The following is a 16,299-nucleotide window of genomic DNA, read 5'->3' as shown; positions in this document are numbered from 1 at the left end:
GATTAAATCGTATTAAAATCCAACATTAACACCTGCTACAATCATTTTTTGCATTGGATAACCATCGCCGCCCTCCGGGTCATAACCTTTGTATTTGGTTATAGTAAACAAGTTATTTCCAGTTACATACACCCTGAAATTGCTTAGTCTTGCTTTTTTCATGAATGATTGATTAAAGCTGTATGCCAATGTTAAGGCAGATAACCTCAGGTACGATGAATTTTGTACCGCATAGTCAGTTTCACCTACTCCATAACGGCCGGTACCCTGGTAGGCCCTTGGGATATTGCTGTTGGTATTGGTTGGAGTCCAACGGTTAAGCTCATCGTCGATACCTGCATATTCGCCGGTGCCGTTAAGCAGGCCTTCGTATAAGCCACTTATTTTTTTGCCGCCTACATTATAGGTAAATACTCCGTTAAGCGAGAAGTTTTTGTAGGTAAAGTTGGTTGAGAAGCCGCCGTAAAACTTAGGATCAGTATTGCCAACAACAATACGGTCGGCATCATCAATCTTTTTATCACCATTAACATCAACCGGGATGATATCACCCGGGCGGATAGTACGGCCACCGTAGTCGATACCTTTGATGCGGTCCATATCTGATTGCTGGGCAATTTTCTCAAACTTATAGGTATAAATCGAATTTAAAGATTTACCCAGGAAAAGGTTTCCCTCGCGCTGGATTTCGACACCAGTAAAACCACCATACTTATAAATAGCGTCAACACTACCATAAAGTTTAGTGATCTTATTGCGGTACGATGAAATGTTAGCGCTAAAATCCCATTGAAAGTCCTTGTTGTTCAGGATACGCGCGTTTACATTCAACTCAACACCCTTGTTTAATAAGGCGCCAACGTTATCAATAGTGTTACTAAAACCGGATGTTGTTGAAAGTGTACGCTGCATCAAAAGGTCATTGTTGTGGATGATGAAATAATCGGCAGTAATATTAAGCCTGTTTTTCAGGATACCCAGATCAACACCTACGTTCAATTGTTTTTGTTTTTCCCAACGAAGGTTAGGGTTTCCTAAGCGTCCGTCAGATACATAGGTAACCGAACCACTTGTAAATACCGGCCTGTATAATGAACGGTAAGCAAAGTCTGGTATGTTTTGGTTACCGGCAATACCATAACCTGCGCGGAGTTTCAGATTATCGATATTGGCACCCTTCATAAAGTCCTCTCGGGCAACGTTCCATGCCAGTGCAAGTGATGGGAATAAGCCCCATTTGTTACCATTGCCAAACCTGGATGAACCATCATAACGGCTGGTGAGCGTAGCAAAATACTTGTTGTCGTAATTATAGTTAAGCCTGCCAATGTAGCTTACCAAGGTATTAGTGGTAAAATCCGACTGAAGCTGGAACATGTTCTTGAGATAAGCACCACCAAGATATTTGTACGAGAAATCATCTGTTGCAAAGCCCTGGGCATCTACCTGGTTAAAATCGTGACTGTTTTTAGTTAAACCAAAGCTAACTAAACCCGAAAAGTTATTTTTGCCAACGCTTTTATCGTACGTTACAGAGTTATCCCACTGCCAGTTTAACCAGTTATCCTTCTTTTGAGTAGCGCTACCGTTGGTTGAGTTACGCAAGGATTGGCCTAAGCTCATAGGGATATAGTTGAAGTAATTTTGATTACGTACATCAACCGAAAAACCACTGCGGATATTCAAACCCTGAATTGGATTTACAACCACATAGTTGGTGGTCAACAATCGGTTTTGGTTGCCTTTACCATCAATTTTCAAGCTTCGGATAGGATTATACAGATCGGGGCTTATGATCCCTTTCCAGCTTAAGTAAGCGGCAGTGTCATTTATAGGCAGCAATGGGTTTGCATTGGCTGCTATATTGAACACACCACCATCAATATATGATTCTTCTGTACGCGCAAACGTGGTGTTGGTACCAACTTTTAACCAGGGTTTTATTTTTTGGTCGAGGTTGATCTTGCCACCATAGCGCTTATAATCAGAGGTTTTTAGTAAGCCCTTTTGATCGGTATAATTAAAGCTTATATATACTGATGAACCATCGGCTGTGCCTTTTGAAAAGCTGATGGTGTGATTTTGCTGAACACCGTTTTGCTTGATTTTGCTAAGCCAGTTATAGCTTTGTCCAGCGTTATAGGTTTTCAACTCATCGGCACCAAAAGCAGGTGAACCAGGCGACAACAGGGTTTTAACATACGCAGCCCTATCGGCATTTGGGTTGTCATCCATGTATTTATTGGCATAGGCATCAACGCGTAAGTCGACAATTTGCTGCGCGTTAAGGTAGTTGATATTATGGGTAAATGACTGAAAGCCCACCCATGCATTATAATCAATCCTGCCTTCGCCGCCTTTGCCTTTTTTTGTGGTGATCAAAACAACGCCGTTGGCACCGCGCGCACCATACAGTGCTGTTGCCGATGCATCTTTCAAAATATCAACACTGGCAACATCATCGGGGTTAATGGAGTTAAAGCCATCTTCAATAACCAAGCCATCCACAACGTAAATTGGGTTTGAACCATATTGGATGGAGTTGTTACCACGTATTTTTATGGATACGGTACCACCCGGGCGTGGATCGGCGTTTTGAATAAGCACACCTGCTACGCGCCCCTGTATCGCCTGGTTGATGTTGGTTGTAGGAACTTCTTTCAACGTTTTTTCGCTAACGCTTCCTACTGAACCAGTAAGGTCGCCCTTTTTAATTACTGCACCTACAACTACTACCTCGGTAAGGTTATTATTGGCCGGTACGAGGGCAATGCTCATAGCGCTATCTTTAGCCGGGATTTCCTGGGTTTCGAAACCTACGGCCGAAATAACCAAAATGGTTCCGGGTGCAACGTTTAATGTAAAGGCTCCATTGCTATCGGTTACCGTACCTGTTTTGGTACCTTTTATGGTAACTGAAACGCCGGGTATTGGCAATCCTTTTTCGTCGACTATTTTACCCGAAACAGGCGCCAGGGTCATATCCAGATCGTTCTTTTTATTAAGTGAAGGCAAGCCCGAGGTGGTAATACTTCTGATCACAATTACATCGCCCGAAACCTCAAACGCGAGGTTTAAGGGGGTAAACAGGTCAGTAAGTACGCTTCCCAGTGCTTTTTGATTATAGCTGGCATTAACCTTTTGATTGCTATTGATCAGGTCGGGACTGTACACGAAATTAATACGGTACTGTTGTTCCAGCTTTTTGATCACTGTTTTTAAGGCAGTATTGCTTTCGCTTACGGATATTTTGGTGTCAAGAATAGCCTGTGCGTTTGATTCTTTAGCAATGGCGCTGCCTAACAATGAGAGACTTAATGTTAACTGTAAAAACGTGATCTTCATTATTTTTACGAGTATAGGTTTATATTTCATAAATTTGGTTAGAGTTAATAATTCGTTAATAACTTGACAAAAAAGCCCCCGCTCAACCTTTGCAAGAGGTTACAGTAAAATGGGTATCAAACATTTTGGGGCTAAACTTTTGGACCGGCAGTACCGCAAATATTGCCGGTTTCTTTTTTGATGGAGCGCTTATGTAATCATTTCTTTCATTTGCATCATAATTTGGTTAACGGGTTGATTAATTAATTGGTTGTGTTATGGTTAAGGCCTGGATTGGATATGATGATGCGGCCGTCGATAAACTGGCAGGATGCGTTTATCGCTTTGCATATAAGTTTTATTTTTTCGTCGAGAGGACGGTCTGACAGGGAAGCCGAAAGGTTAATATTACCGATAGTAGCTTTATCATATTCTATATTTACGTCGTATGCCTTGTCAATTTTATTGATGATCTCTGATAATGGGGTATCGTCAAAAGTAAATTCCTTTTGTGCTACCGGGGTTGACAGGGTAAGGGGTACAGGTAATGTTTCCTTTTTTACCAGCGTTAATTTTGATGTATAAGTAACCTGTTGATTCGGCAAAAGCGTTACTATTTCTTTAGGTACTTCGTTTTTGCGTGCTTCCTTTTGATGGTAAACCAAAACCTTACCCGTATTTACAATTACCTTAAATTCCTTGCTTATGCTAAACGATCTTACTGTGAAGCTTGTCCCCATAACCTTTACCGCCATTTCATGACTGTGGACTATAAAAGGTATTGCTGGGTTTTTATGGATCTCAAAAAAGGCTTCTCCGCTTAAATATGCTTCTCGACCCGCTTTAAATGACTTAGGGTATTTTATGCCGGAGCCTGGTTTTAAAACGGCGAGGCTGCCATCATCCATCCTTATCAGTTTTGATTCGGTTGTATTATTGGTAATGCTGATATATCCGTCAGCTTGCTCAGCCCGGGAGAGCTGTGATGATGGTGTATTTGTATGTGATTTTAAAAACACGAGCCCTGCCGTTATAAAAACCAATAAAATTGCTGCTACCCTGAACCATTGGGTTTGGTATATTTTAAGCGTCCTGGCCTCGGGCTCCGCGTTTTCGTCATGATAATGACCTTGCACATTTGCCAATATCGCGTTTACTTCATCGTCATTTAAACCATTATCAAGCGGTTTAATATTAATGGAAGAAATGATCTGACGGGCACTTTCAACTGCTTTTTTTCTATCAGGGTTATCTAAAAGCCACTGATCCCAAAACTTTTGGTGTTCTGTAGTGCCATTTAAAACCCAGCCGATAAAAAAATCATCGTGCAAAAAGTCTTCAACTTCGTAATTGCTATAGTTAGTCACGGAAACTGATTCAATTGGTTTGTAATAGTATATATTCCGAATCAGTGAGAAATTACCCTTCTAAATAAAAGAAAAGTAAAAATTGTTTATAACTAACTGGTATACAGATTTATAATTTATAAGTAATGTGGCACGAAAACAGGGTTATAAGGATTAGCCATTCCGAACGGAAGTTTTTATAAGCCTTTTGCAGCAGGTTATGTACCGATTGTTTACTGATCTCCATTATTTGTGAGATGTTATCAAAATCAAGGTTTTCATAAAAGCGCAGGTACATGATTTCGCGCTGACGGGGAGGAAGGGTGTTCAATACCTGTTTAATCCGTGTTGAGAGTTCAAGCGTTTCCAGATCGGTGATCATTTTTGATTCGATATTGAACTCCACAATAAATTCGCACTTTTCGTCAATAGGTTCGCCTCGGTTCCACTTAGACTGCTCCCTGAAAATCCTTAACCTGACTGCCTTAAAAAGATAATATTTTACAGCCGGAGTAGAGCTGATTTTTAAACGTCGGTTCCATAATTCAAGAAATACATCCTGAATGCAATCTTTCAAAAAGTCCTTATCCTGGCAAATCCGGAAGCCATAGTTAAATAATGGCCTGGAATATTTTTGCATTAAGCGGGTATAGGCTGCTTCATCACCTGCCCTGAACAGATCCCATAAAATGGAATCATCGGTAGTGATTAAGTGTTCTGTATCAGCGCTCATTTTTGTTGCAAATCGGTCTGTCCTGCTTTACATGTACATCAAAAACCTGCGTTATTTAATATCCATGTAAATTAAAACAAAGTTATTTAAAAGATTAATTAACATACCCGATTATTGCTGTAGGTGGTAAATAATATTCAGTATTAGTTAAAGGTTAAAGATCATAATTAGTCAGTAAAGTATCGTCTGTTTAAAACTGACCTTTTAATGACTTTATTAATTAGAAATTAAAAAACCGAGTTTGCTGCTGCTTGTTTATTTCACGACATCTCATTAAAATATCAATTAGCTATGAAAGCAATCTTAGTAGTTCATAACCTCAAAAAGGAAAGTAATTACGCACTTACCTACGCCAATAATTTAGGCGAAAAATTAAAAGTTAAAGTAATTGTCATGTACACAGTGCCCGAAAGTCGTAGTGTTCGCCTATCTGATACCGCTGTGCAGGACATTTTTGACTATGACGATATTAATAGCAAAGAACAAGGTAAAAACTCAGAAAATGTAGTTTTCCTTAGCTACTTGGATACTTTGGGAATGTCGCTCCATGCAATTACGGCTAAATACGATATAGGCTTGATCATAAAAGGCGTTAGTGGAACAGTCAAAGAGATCAACGAACAGCTTACATCTATTCTGAATCATTCAGGCTGCCCGTTGTTGGCTGTTCCTGAAGGCGCTTCTTTTAATATTACAAACATGGGCTATCTCGCCGATCTGCGTTATGCAAAAAAAGATATTGTAAGTTTTTTGAGCAAAATGAGTGGGGGGCTGGATGTGAAGGCCTCGCTTTTTAATATAACGGAATCCGGATTGCCGCATATGAATGAAAGTTATGCGGAAACTGTGTTCAGGCAATTGTTTTCCAACTCAGGGCTTAACCTGGTAAATATTAAAGAACGCGACATCATGAAAACTGTCGACGTTTTGGCTAATGTAATGCAGGTAGACTTTTTTGTGTTGAGTAATCGCAGCTCGCAATTAAACAGTCTTTGGGATTGGGAGAATATGGAGAATGAGGAACATGCCCATCTCCCGGCATTAATCTTTCCTTGCTAATCAGGTATAAACATAAGGTGGAAGGTACTATTAGTAACCTTCCACTTCATCTATTCACTTCAGCCCTTATAAAACATAAGTGCCATTTGCCTTTAATATCTTGCTGAAGAATAACAAATGCCCCGGCAACGCGTTTTGCCAAAACTCCCAGGTATGGCCTCCCGGCTGTTCACTGTAGTCATGAGGCGTATGGTTATAAACTAATCTGCTGTGTAATTCCCTGTTTGGTTCAAGCAAAAAGTCGTCGACGCCTATATTGATAACCAAAGGTAAGCCGTTCCGCCTAATCTGATCCGCCATGTTTACTATTGAATAAGGCAGATAAGTATCCGGTGTCATAGGCCCCCATATTTTATCAAGCATTTTGGTAAGCATTTCAAACCTGTCGGGAGGGAGTTTCCAGTTGGTCATGTTTGGGTCGAGGGCACCGCTCATGCTTCCGGCGGCGGCAAACAATTCAGGATGCCGTGTAGAAAGATATAACGAACCAAAGCCACCCATGGATAAACCGGTGATAAGCCTGCCTTTTTTATCGTTTACAGTACGGTATTTACTGTCGATAAACGGGATAACCTCCCTGATAATGTAAGTTTCAAACTTACTGGTAGGGTCAACTGGGCTGTCAACATAATAGCTGAAAGTCTCACCCTCAGGCATTACAATAATGATATTGTATTGATCGGCAAGGTTTTTTACCAGCGATTTGTCGGGTGTTTTCAGCAACCAGTCATCAAAATGACCATAGCCTCCATGCAGCAGATAAAGCACCGGGAAATTGGCTTTGCTTTTTGCATAAGTATTTGGGAAAACGATGGCCGCTTTATAGATTTTGTTCATCGCAGCGCTGGGGATTTGCACTGTATCAACTTTTGCCGCAAAAGCCCATGCACTACATAATAGCAGGATAAAACTTAAAGTTATTTTTTTCATTTACTTATGGTTTTGGTGCGGTTGCAGCTACTATTTTTAATAATTCATCGTCCGGATGGTTTTTAACTACGCACTGGTTATCCAACACCATGGTTGCACCATTTTCAGCAGTGTAAGCAGGCCATTTAGGCAATGCTGATGTATTGGGATTGCCGGTTTTGGCGAAATTTATCCATGCACTGCTTATTTTATCGGCAAGGGCATATGCCTCTTTACCACCGCCGGTCATTTCCTGGCAACGGGCTATATTATTAAACTGGAAAGCAATATCCATGCAGTGCATAGCCTTGTACATACCGCCGTTTACAGGCGATTGCCAGGTAAACAGATACATATAAACCGGGGCAGCACCGCTTACCGCTTTTTCATCAGCTTGTTTAATAGCCAGTGAACGGAAGTTAAATTCAATATCGGTATATTCTGAAGGCTTTGAAATTGTGGGGTAAGCTTTTTGAGCGGCTGCAATGTAAGCATCGGTTTTATCGCCGTATTTCTTTTGCAAGGCAGCCTTTAATTCATCCATTGTTTGGCTTTTAGGGCCGGGTACAAATGGTGCAAATTCGTTTTTGGTGGTGCCTACCAGCAGCGGAACCTTTTTTGATAATTCTTTAGCTGCCGGATCTGAAGGTTGGTAAGGCAGAAAGTCGCCATCTAAAGCCGGGCCCCAGCCATTCATATTTTTTCCTTCTTTCCTTAATTCTGCGGATACTTTACGCATAGCCTTTTTACCTGCTTCGTTTAATATATCATAAGGTAGTTTCTGGAGCGAATCAACCTGCGATGGTTGCAGATGAAGTTCTTCCAGTAATGCCGCAGCTACTTTTTGTGTAACCGGTTTTTCGCTGAAGTTGGTAATATAGCTTCCGCTTTCAACTATTGCGTTTTTAAACAAACCCTTTGCCGACGGTGCGTTCATTAAAGAGGTAACCTTACCGCCACCGCCAGACTGGCCGAAGATGGTCACATTATCAGGATCGCCGCCAAACTGGGCTATGTTTTGTTTTACCCATTCCAAAGCCAATTTCAAATCAAGAAGACCTGCATTTGCTGAGCCTTTGTATTTATCGCCATAGGCTGACAAATCAAGGAAGCCCAGGATATTTAACCGGTGGTTTACAGATACCAATACCACATCTCCTTTTTTAGCGAGATTTTCACCATCATATGACGGAAGCTCAATTGATGAGCCGGCAGTAAAACCCCCGCCATGCAACCATACCATCACCGGGCGTTTTTTACTGTCATTGAGTTTCTGTGTCCATACATTGAGTGACTGGCAATGCTCATTGGAATAGCCCAGGTCATGCTGAAAGGCAAATTCAAACTCGTCGTTAACGGTTGTGGTAGGGTCGGTAGGACATACCGGGCCGTAAGTTTTTGAACTGCGTACATCTGTCCATGGTGTAGGCTTTTCAGGTGCCATAAAGCGGTCAGCTTTGGCATATGGAATACCTTTAAATGTAAAAATGCCATTGTGAAGATAGCCTTTTACTTTTCCGCTTTCTGTTGATGTAACAGCCACATCGTTCCCGGCAACAACAGGTTCGTTGCCGTTTTGGCAAAATGCCATTACAGGTAAAAAGCAAACGAGTAAAAGCAGCATGAGGGTACTGTTTTTTTTCATAATTGTATTTGGTTAAATTGGTTTTTACTTTGTGATCCCGAAACTGGCTTCCGGAATTTAAAGATATTAATTGCCAGGTTTTACGAGAGGATTTTTGTCCTGGTAACTACTATTGTGTAAATATAACGCAATGAATTTGCCAAATACAATTATATCATATTTTTTACTTTTTAAAATTTTTCGCTTAAATATGAGCAAATATTCTGCGGTTATAATCCATAACTGTCCTTATACCGCTGCATCGAAGTTTCAAATACCTCCATTGCGTTACCCTCGATATCCTGATTTTCAAATGCACCATATACCGTGTCAAAATTAAGCTGGGATGCTTTTTGGTACGCTTTGGCAAACGCTGTTTTAGTAAGTAATATGATATTAGGATAGCTGTACATCATAGCCATGTGTTGTTTACTTCGGGCTATGTTAAAAGTATCGCCGCAAAGCATTGTTCCATAAGGTGTTAAATCGGAAATATGCAATACGCAGCTGCCTGCAAAGTGCCCGCCGATATGTACTATGCTTATCCCGTCCCAAAGATTCATTATATCACCCTTCCATAACTGGATACTTGGTGTACTGAATGTTACCCATTCCGCGTCATTTTGATGAATGTAGATCGGGCAATCGAACTCATTGGCCCAATCATTCATGTTGCTGTAATAATGAGGATGCGAAAATACTATTGCTTTTAAGCCGCCTTTAGCCCTGATAAAATCTATTGCAGGCTTATCCAAATACGGGATACAATCCCATAAAACATTGCCACCCGGCGAAATAAGTAATAACGCCCTTTGAGCTATGGCAAAATCAGGTACTATTTTAAGTGCGTACAGGCGTTCATTCAATTGAGTTAATTTAATGGTGCTGTGTTCAAGTTGAGCAGGCAGGGTCCATTGCTGGCCACTTTCCGGAACGTATTGGCGGTCATCCGTACAGATCGGGCAAAATGCAGGTATATCGGGTTCGGCTAAAAGCTGGGTACCGCATGTGCTGCATATGATGGTTTTGTTCATTTCCTTGGTAGTTGTCATAAAGTATTGTTTTACGAGACGGCTTATATCCGGTAGGCAATTTTAGCCAAAGCTTTAATCTGTTTTAATTCAGAAGCCTGGCTGGAGATATCATGGACATCACTTTTTAACTCGCTTTGCAGCGCCTGGTAAGTCGCCAGCTTTTTGTTCACGATACGTGACGCGAACCAGTTATCTACGCTCCATGAATATTGAGTTGCGCCAGCCAGCAGGAAGCTTGCTGCGCTCAGTGTAAAAACAGAATAGCCTAAAGGCGATTCGATGCCGAAAGAAATTGCCATCGCGATAGCAAAACATAAACTCAGTATGCCGCTGCCTAAAGCTGCCACGCGGGTAAGTAAGCCAAGAATCAGCAGCAGCCCGAATCCGCCCTCGCCAATGGTTGCAATAGTTGCCAGCGGATTTACGATGCCATCGGGGAGAAAACTCATTACCTGTTTGGCGTAGGCAATAAAGTGTTTCCAGTCGCCCCAGCCAACATGAGGGTGACCGTTTGGGCCAAACAAACCGAGACGGTCGGCCACTTCCCACAGGTAACTTGCTCCAATGGCTAACCGCAGGTATAAAGATGAAAGTTTTTGATTGATATGCATAGGTTTTATTTTTTTGATAATCAAAAATACCATGCTTTTGGACTATACTTGTAGTCCAGAAAATAGATTAAAGATAGTCCAATATGATGCTCATCGAAAGTTTATTAAGTGTGGATAAAAGCAGCCAGGTTCCTGTATACCTGCAAATTAGCAATGGCATAATTTCTTATATCAGGCAGGGCACCCTAAAGCCCGGTTCAGCGTTGCCTGCCAGCCGGGCTTTATCAGCATCGTTAAATGTTCATCGTAAAACGGTGGTAGCTGCATATGACGAGCTTTATGCGCAAAGCTGGGTTGATGTGATTGCGCGGAAAGGCATTTACGTTGCTAAAAACCTGCCTGATGTTGCACCCCGGCCTATCGAAAAAACTGTTCTGAAACATAGCCTGGCAGTTAAAACCTCATTCAAAGTTGATGACAACAGGATCAATCAACAGCGTATGTTTGTGCCAATGCCCGATGGCAACCTGACATTTACCGAAGGTTTCCCCGATACTCGTATCGCACCGGTTGATTTAATGGTGCGTGAATACAGACGGATGGCGGGTTATCACTTTACACATAAATACCTGATGTACGGGCCGGAGCAGGGTTCGGAAAATTTAAGAAATGAGCTTGCCCGTTTTTTGGGCGAGACCCGCGGCTTGCACGTGACCCCCAATGATATTTTAATAACCAAAGGTGTTCAGATGGCCCTTTACCTGTGCGCCCAGGTACTGATCAACAAGAATGATATTGTAATTGTGGGAGATCCGGGTTATAGCGGCGCTAATGAAGTATTTGAACAGGCTGGCGCCCAATTGGCTTTTGTACCGGTTGATGACTGTGGAATTGATATTAATGCTATTGAAGCCATTTGTAAAGTTAAGAAGGTGCGCATGCTATATGTGGTGCCGCATCATCATCAACCTACTACCGTAACACTTAGTTCTGAAAGGCGCATGCATTTACTGGAACTGGCTGCCAAATACCAGTTTGCAATTATTGAAGATGATTATGACTTTGACTTTCACTACAGCAGTGGCCCTATTTTACCGTTGGCCAGCGCCGATTATTATGGTAACGTAATATATGTGGGCTCATTTTGTAAAACCATTGCGCCCGGTATCCGCATTGGCTTTATGGTTGCCCCACCTAATTTTTTACTTCAGGCTAATCGGCTGCGCAGATTAATTGATCGGCAGGGAGAACATTTGCTTGAAGAAGCTATGGCAAGCCTATTAAAGAACGGAGATATTGGCCGTCACCTTAAAAAGGCGAATAAGCTGTATCATGAACGGCGGGATATTCTTTGTCGTTTGCTGCAGGAACAACTGGGTGATTACCTTTCATTTAAAATCCCAAACGGTGGCTTTGCCCTATGGATTAAATACCTTCATGACCTGGATACTGCCGCAGTTTCAGAAAAAGCCAATGAACTTGGCTTGTCTATAGGAGCGGGCCATGATTATTATTACGATAAAGCATTTAAACATAGCTTTGTGCGGGTAGGTTTTGCCTCTTTAAATGAAAAGGAAATGGAGGAGGCGGTAAGTATCTGGAAAATGGCCATTCTTAAATGCCTTCCCAAGGTTTAAAAGTTTGGCATAGGGGGTAAATGGCTACAATTAGATGATTATGGTAGTGCTTGTTTCATGCTTTGTCAGTGTTTGTCAGGTTTTTAAGCTGGATTTTTTCTGCCAAAATTAGCGATTGTCATGCTGGTGACAAATTGTCGGTTAATTTTTTTCAAATTGCTAAGCCATATATTATCAAAAAATAAGTCGTGGATTTTTTTACAAAAAAATGTCGGGTGCCGGATTTTTTACGTTGTAAAGTGTCCCATGAAAATAGCGTACGAAATAAATTTCTCTAAAAATAAATTTCTACCGGTTTAGCAGTTTTTGCCAAAATAATTCGGCTAAAAATGGCTAATCATTTTTTTATAGCCGGATTTGGGGCTGTATTTTTTGATTCTTAGGCTGAAATCCAGATTTAAATTTGAAAAACTCTGGTTTTTAAAGTTGATTTCAAAAAAAGTGTGATTTTAAAAAATGATATTTTGAAGCTAAATCCTTGATTTTTAGGGCCGATTTTTTAATGGCATATTTTTAGTCGAACCCCTGCCAGGAATAATACAATTGTTCTTGCATCCCTGCAATAGCATGCCTGTAGGAACGGTTGTAATTCCTTAAAACATTGTTAGTTCAGTAATTAAAACATTAAAAAAATTAAAGTTATGTTAACCGTATTAGAAGTTGCCCTTTTCTTAGCTGTTATTATCGTTCCGTTAACCCCTGCAAGAAAAACTGCAAAATAATTGGACATTAAAACCAGTTAATGAATGGGCGGCCCTTGGCTGCCCATTTTCGTTTTATGCTGTGTCTATTGCTTGTTTTAATTTCTGAGTAGCCCGCTCCCGGTTCTTCGGGCAGGTATCAAAGTCATCCTGTCGCATCTTTTCCACCATTAATTTTTCGTTTAGCCGCAATCCTGCTGATGGTAGTGGTGATGTAGTGCCGTAATAATAGCATCAGATAGTGCTATCAGATAGATTTGTGCACTGACTATCCGGTACGCGTCTATCAGCAATTTTACGTGATGTGCTAAAAATTGCAGCTGACATATGATGTACATTAGGCTTGATACCAGTACATATAAACCATATTATAAAAAAGTGAAAAAGGGAACCCTGTTAGTCACCGCATTTATTTTTATTCAAACTTTTTGTTTCGGCAGTAAAACCCCTGTAAAAAATGACACTGGCGGCAAGTCTGTTTATCAGGCCCGTTTGCAAGACTCGGACGCAGTTTATTTTACACCCGAAAATTTCAAGATCAAAGCAGATGGTAAAACTGATGTATCCGACGAACTGCAGGCGGCTATTACTAAAGTTAAAACTGAGCATAACTTCGGTGTGCTATTTATCCCCGAAGGGAAATACTTGATTTCCAAAACTATATTTATACCTACCGCCGTAAGACTGATAGGTTATGGCAAAACCCGTCCACAAATTATCCTCGCAAAAAACTCCCCCGGCTTTCAAACGGCTTATGAAAATGATAAAGGGCATGCCAAATATATGTTTTGGTTTGTGAGCAACCTCTCTAAACCCGGCGATGAGGTTCATGATGCTGGCGCTTCAACATTTTATAGCTCCATGTCGAATATCAATCTTACAATAGAAGACGGTAACCCTTATGCGGTGGCCATGCGTACCCATTTTGCCCAGCATAGTTTTATTGCCCATGTTGATGTAAATATTGGCAAAGGATTGGCCGGTATGTTTGATGTAGGCAATGAGATGGAAGATGTCCGCTTTTTTGGCGGCCAATATGGGATCTATACTACCAAGCCATCTCCGGGCTGGCAATTTATGATGGTTGATACCTATTTTGAAGGTCAGCGGGAAGCTGCTATTCGTACCCAGGAAGCTGGTCTTACGATAGTACGCATGAATGTTAAGCATGTGCCAACGGTGATCAGCATCAACCCCAACTACCATGAAAAATTATTTATGGAAGATTGCCGCTTTGATGGCGTTAGCGGCCCGGCTATCATCATCAGTAATGAGGATAACGCTTTTAACCAGATCAACCTGCGTAACGTGGTTTGCCGCAATGTACCGGTATTGGCCAGCTACCGCCGCAGTGGCAAAACAACACCGGGAGCAGGAAATATCTACAGGGTAAAAAACTTTACTTATGGCCTGCAGATGGATGGCCTTGATGCCGATCCGCAATATAAAACCACTAACCAGCAGGAGCTTTTAACTGTGTTGCCTGAACCTTCCAAAAAAGATATTCCGGATTTTCCCGCTATTGATACCTGGGCTAATCTTAAAACACTCGGTGCAAAAGGCGATGGCGTTACAGATGATACACAAGCTATACAAGATGCTATTGATAAATACGAAACCATATATGTGCCGCAGGGATGGTATCGCGTTAGCCAAACCATTAAACTGAAGCCCAGTACCAAATTGATTGGCTTAAATCCGATAGCCACGCAGTTTTTAATTGCTGATAATACACTTGCTTTCGGCGGCTTCGGCGGGCCGGTTGCTTTGCTGGAATCATCAAAAGGAGGAAGTAATATTTTAAGCGGGATAGGGCTTTGCACCAGCGCCGATAATCCGCGCGCAGTAGCCTGTAAATGGATGGCCGGTGCCGATTCCTACATGAACGATGTGAAGTTTGTTGGCGGTCATGGTGGTATGCAACGTGTCGGGATACCCAAAAGTACGGCAGGTGGCGGTGCTTACAATCGGGCTCAAAACGGCACGGACGCTTCATGGGATACGCAGTACTGGAGCCTTTGGATCACTGACGGTGGCGGTGGTACTTTTAAAGATATTTGGAGTGCCAATACTTACGCCACTGCGGGTACTTATATATCCAATACACAAACGCCCGGACGAATTTATGCCATGTCGATAGAGCACCATGTGCGTAACGAGGTGCGGTTTAACAACGTTGCCAACTGGAAGGTATACGCCATGCAATTAGAGGAAGAAAGCCGAGAAAGTACCGAATGCCAGCCGATGGAACTGGAAAACGCCAGCAATATGGTGTTTGCCAATTTGTATATGTTCAGGGTGATCAGGGTTAATAAGCCGGCACCATATTCTATCAGGAAATGGGGCGGTAAAAGTATTGAATTGCTGAATGTTCACAATTACAGCCAGATAAAATACACCACAACTTCATCATTGTATGATATCAACACAGCCACAGAGGTAAGGCCATGGGAATTTGCAAGGCTTTATATTGATGATAAAGCCAACACTGTTGAGGCAGAAAATGGTGCAATCAATAAACTGGCTACGGGTTTTGAATTTGCATCGGCTGTTTGTGCTGATAGCAAGGGCAATATATATTTCAGCGAGCAACGGATGAAGCGGATCTATAAATGGTCGGCTACCGACAGACAGATTAGTTTGCTGGCCGATTATCCCTGGGAGCCGCTATCTCTTGCCTGCGATAAAAATGATAATCTGCTGGTTGTTTTTAAATACGTACCGAAGCCCGGCTATCTGGTAAACGGCAAACCCGAAAAGTTTGATAACCCTGCCGATGCCGCAGGGACATCGTTTAGCGGATGGGGCAATTCGGGATTTGCAAGCTGGGCTTATGCCATCGATCCAAACAATCCCGACGAAACTATACAGAAATTAAAAATCATCCCTATGGGGCAGGTGAACCCAGTTTATAAAGTATTGTACCCGGCGCACCGCTGGCGCGATTATCATGATTTCAATACAGTTACCGTAAACAAGCCAACCGAATGCTTTGTAGCGCCTGATGGCGTTACGATTATTCCGGTAGTATATGATCTGGCGCGGTCGACCGCTTTAGCTGCTGCCTATCCCGGAAAACCGTTATATACCAGCGATGAGTATGATAAGCGTACAGTTAGCACAGCAGTAAGTAAAGATGGATCTATTACCGATTTAAAATACTTTGCAGAACGTGGAGAGTTTGCATCCGCCACAGATGATAAAGGAAACGTTTATATAGCCGACGGGCAGATCTATGTTTATGACAACGTCGGTAAACAGATCAATATAATAAAAGTACCTGAGCGGCCAACCGGGTTAGCGTTCGGTGGGGCAGGGAATAACATTTTATATATCACGAGCCATAATTCATTATTTTCCGTAAAAATTAGATAAAACACC

General features: G+C 41.8%; 11 protein-coding genes. 3 read left to right on the top strand and 8 right to left on the bottom strand.

What is annotated here, in order from left to right:
- Positions 1 to 12 precede the first annotated feature (12 nt).
- From AC1DUD_RS12390 to AC1DUD_RS12380, 3 genes are all read right to left on the bottom strand, one after another.
- Positions 13 to 3,375 carry a TonB-dependent receptor gene (locus AC1DUD_RS12390; protein ID WP_477374987.1) on the bottom strand — a complete coding sequence of 1,121 codons (3,363 nt, stop codon included), beginning with the start codon at positions 3,373 to 3,375 and terminating at the stop codon, positions 13 to 15.
- 212 nt (positions 3,376 to 3,587) lie between these two features.
- Positions 3,588 to 4,691, bottom strand: coding sequence for a FecR family protein (locus AC1DUD_RS12385; protein WP_477374986.1), 1,104 nt, complete (start codon positions 4,689 to 4,691; stop codon positions 3,588 to 3,590).
- 109 nt (positions 4,692 to 4,800) lie between these two features.
- Positions 4,801 to 5,403 (bottom strand): RNA polymerase sigma factor, encoded by a 603-nt coding sequence (locus tag AC1DUD_RS12380; RefSeq protein ID WP_477374985.1) that lies wholly within the window; start codon positions 5,401 to 5,403, stop codon positions 4,801 to 4,803.
- A 291-nt stretch (positions 5,404 to 5,694) separates the two neighbouring features.
- Here AC1DUD_RS12380 and AC1DUD_RS12375 point away from each other — a divergent pair, with 291 nt between their 5' ends.
- Complete coding sequence (locus AC1DUD_RS12375; protein WP_477374984.1) at positions 5,695 to 6,462, top strand: adenine nucleotide alpha hydrolase family protein; 768 nt, start codon at positions 5,695 to 5,697, stop codon at positions 6,460 to 6,462.
- Between the two features lie 66 nt (positions 6,463 to 6,528).
- Here the strand turns inward: AC1DUD_RS12375 and AC1DUD_RS12370 are convergent, their stop codons facing one another.
- The 4 genes from AC1DUD_RS12370 to AC1DUD_RS12355 all read right to left on the bottom strand — a co-directional run bounded on the left by AC1DUD_RS12370 (position 6,529) and on the right by AC1DUD_RS12355 (position 10,640).
- Positions 6,529 to 7,392 (bottom strand): alpha/beta hydrolase, encoded by an 864-nt coding sequence (locus AC1DUD_RS12370; protein ID WP_477374983.1) that lies wholly within the window; start codon positions 7,390 to 7,392, stop codon positions 6,529 to 6,531.
- A 4-nt stretch (positions 7,393 to 7,396) separates the two neighbouring features.
- The gene (locus AC1DUD_RS12365; protein ID WP_477374982.1) at positions 7,397 to 9,016 is read right to left on the bottom strand and encodes a carboxylesterase/lipase family protein; all 1,620 of its coding nucleotides are present in this window, start codon (positions 9,014 to 9,016) and stop codon (positions 7,397 to 7,399) included.
- Between the two features lie 209 nt (positions 9,017 to 9,225).
- Complete coding sequence (locus tag AC1DUD_RS12360; RefSeq protein ID WP_477374981.1) at positions 9,226 to 10,047, bottom strand: MBL fold metallo-hydrolase; 822 nt, start codon at positions 10,045 to 10,047, stop codon at positions 9,226 to 9,228.
- A 23-nt stretch (positions 10,048 to 10,070) separates the two neighbouring features.
- Positions 10,071 to 10,640 carry a TQO small subunit DoxD gene (locus tag AC1DUD_RS12355; protein ID WP_477374980.1) on the bottom strand — a complete coding sequence of 190 codons (570 nt, stop codon included), beginning with the start codon at positions 10,638 to 10,640 and terminating at the stop codon, positions 10,071 to 10,073.
- Positions 10,641 to 10,723: 83 nt separating this feature from the next.
- Between AC1DUD_RS12355 and pdxR the strand changes: the two genes are divergently transcribed.
- Positions 10,724 to 12,217: a MocR-like pyridoxine biosynthesis transcription factor PdxR gene (pdxR, locus tag AC1DUD_RS12350; RefSeq protein WP_477374979.1), complete on the top strand. Its 1,494-nt coding sequence runs from the start codon at positions 10,724 to 10,726 to the stop codon at positions 12,215 to 12,217.
- Between the two features lie 883 nt (positions 12,218 to 13,100).
- Here pdxR and AC1DUD_RS12345 read toward each other — a convergent pair.
- Complete coding sequence (locus AC1DUD_RS12345; RefSeq protein ID WP_477374978.1) at positions 13,101 to 13,256, bottom strand: hypothetical protein; 156 nt, start codon at positions 13,254 to 13,256, stop codon at positions 13,101 to 13,103.
- A 40-nt stretch (positions 13,257 to 13,296) separates the two neighbouring features.
- Between AC1DUD_RS12345 and AC1DUD_RS12340 the strand changes: the two genes are divergently transcribed.
- Entirely contained in the window at positions 13,297 to 16,293 is a 2,997-nt protein-coding gene (locus AC1DUD_RS12340) for a glycosyl hydrolase family 28-related protein (protein WP_477374977.1), read from the top strand.
- The last annotated feature ends 6 nt before the right edge of the window (positions 16,294 to 16,299 follow it).

The organism is Mucilaginibacter sp. P4_A11, from assembly GCF_056402535.1.
Note: the sequence above shows the minus strand (reverse complement) of the source record. Positions and strands in the feature narration are given on the sequence as shown.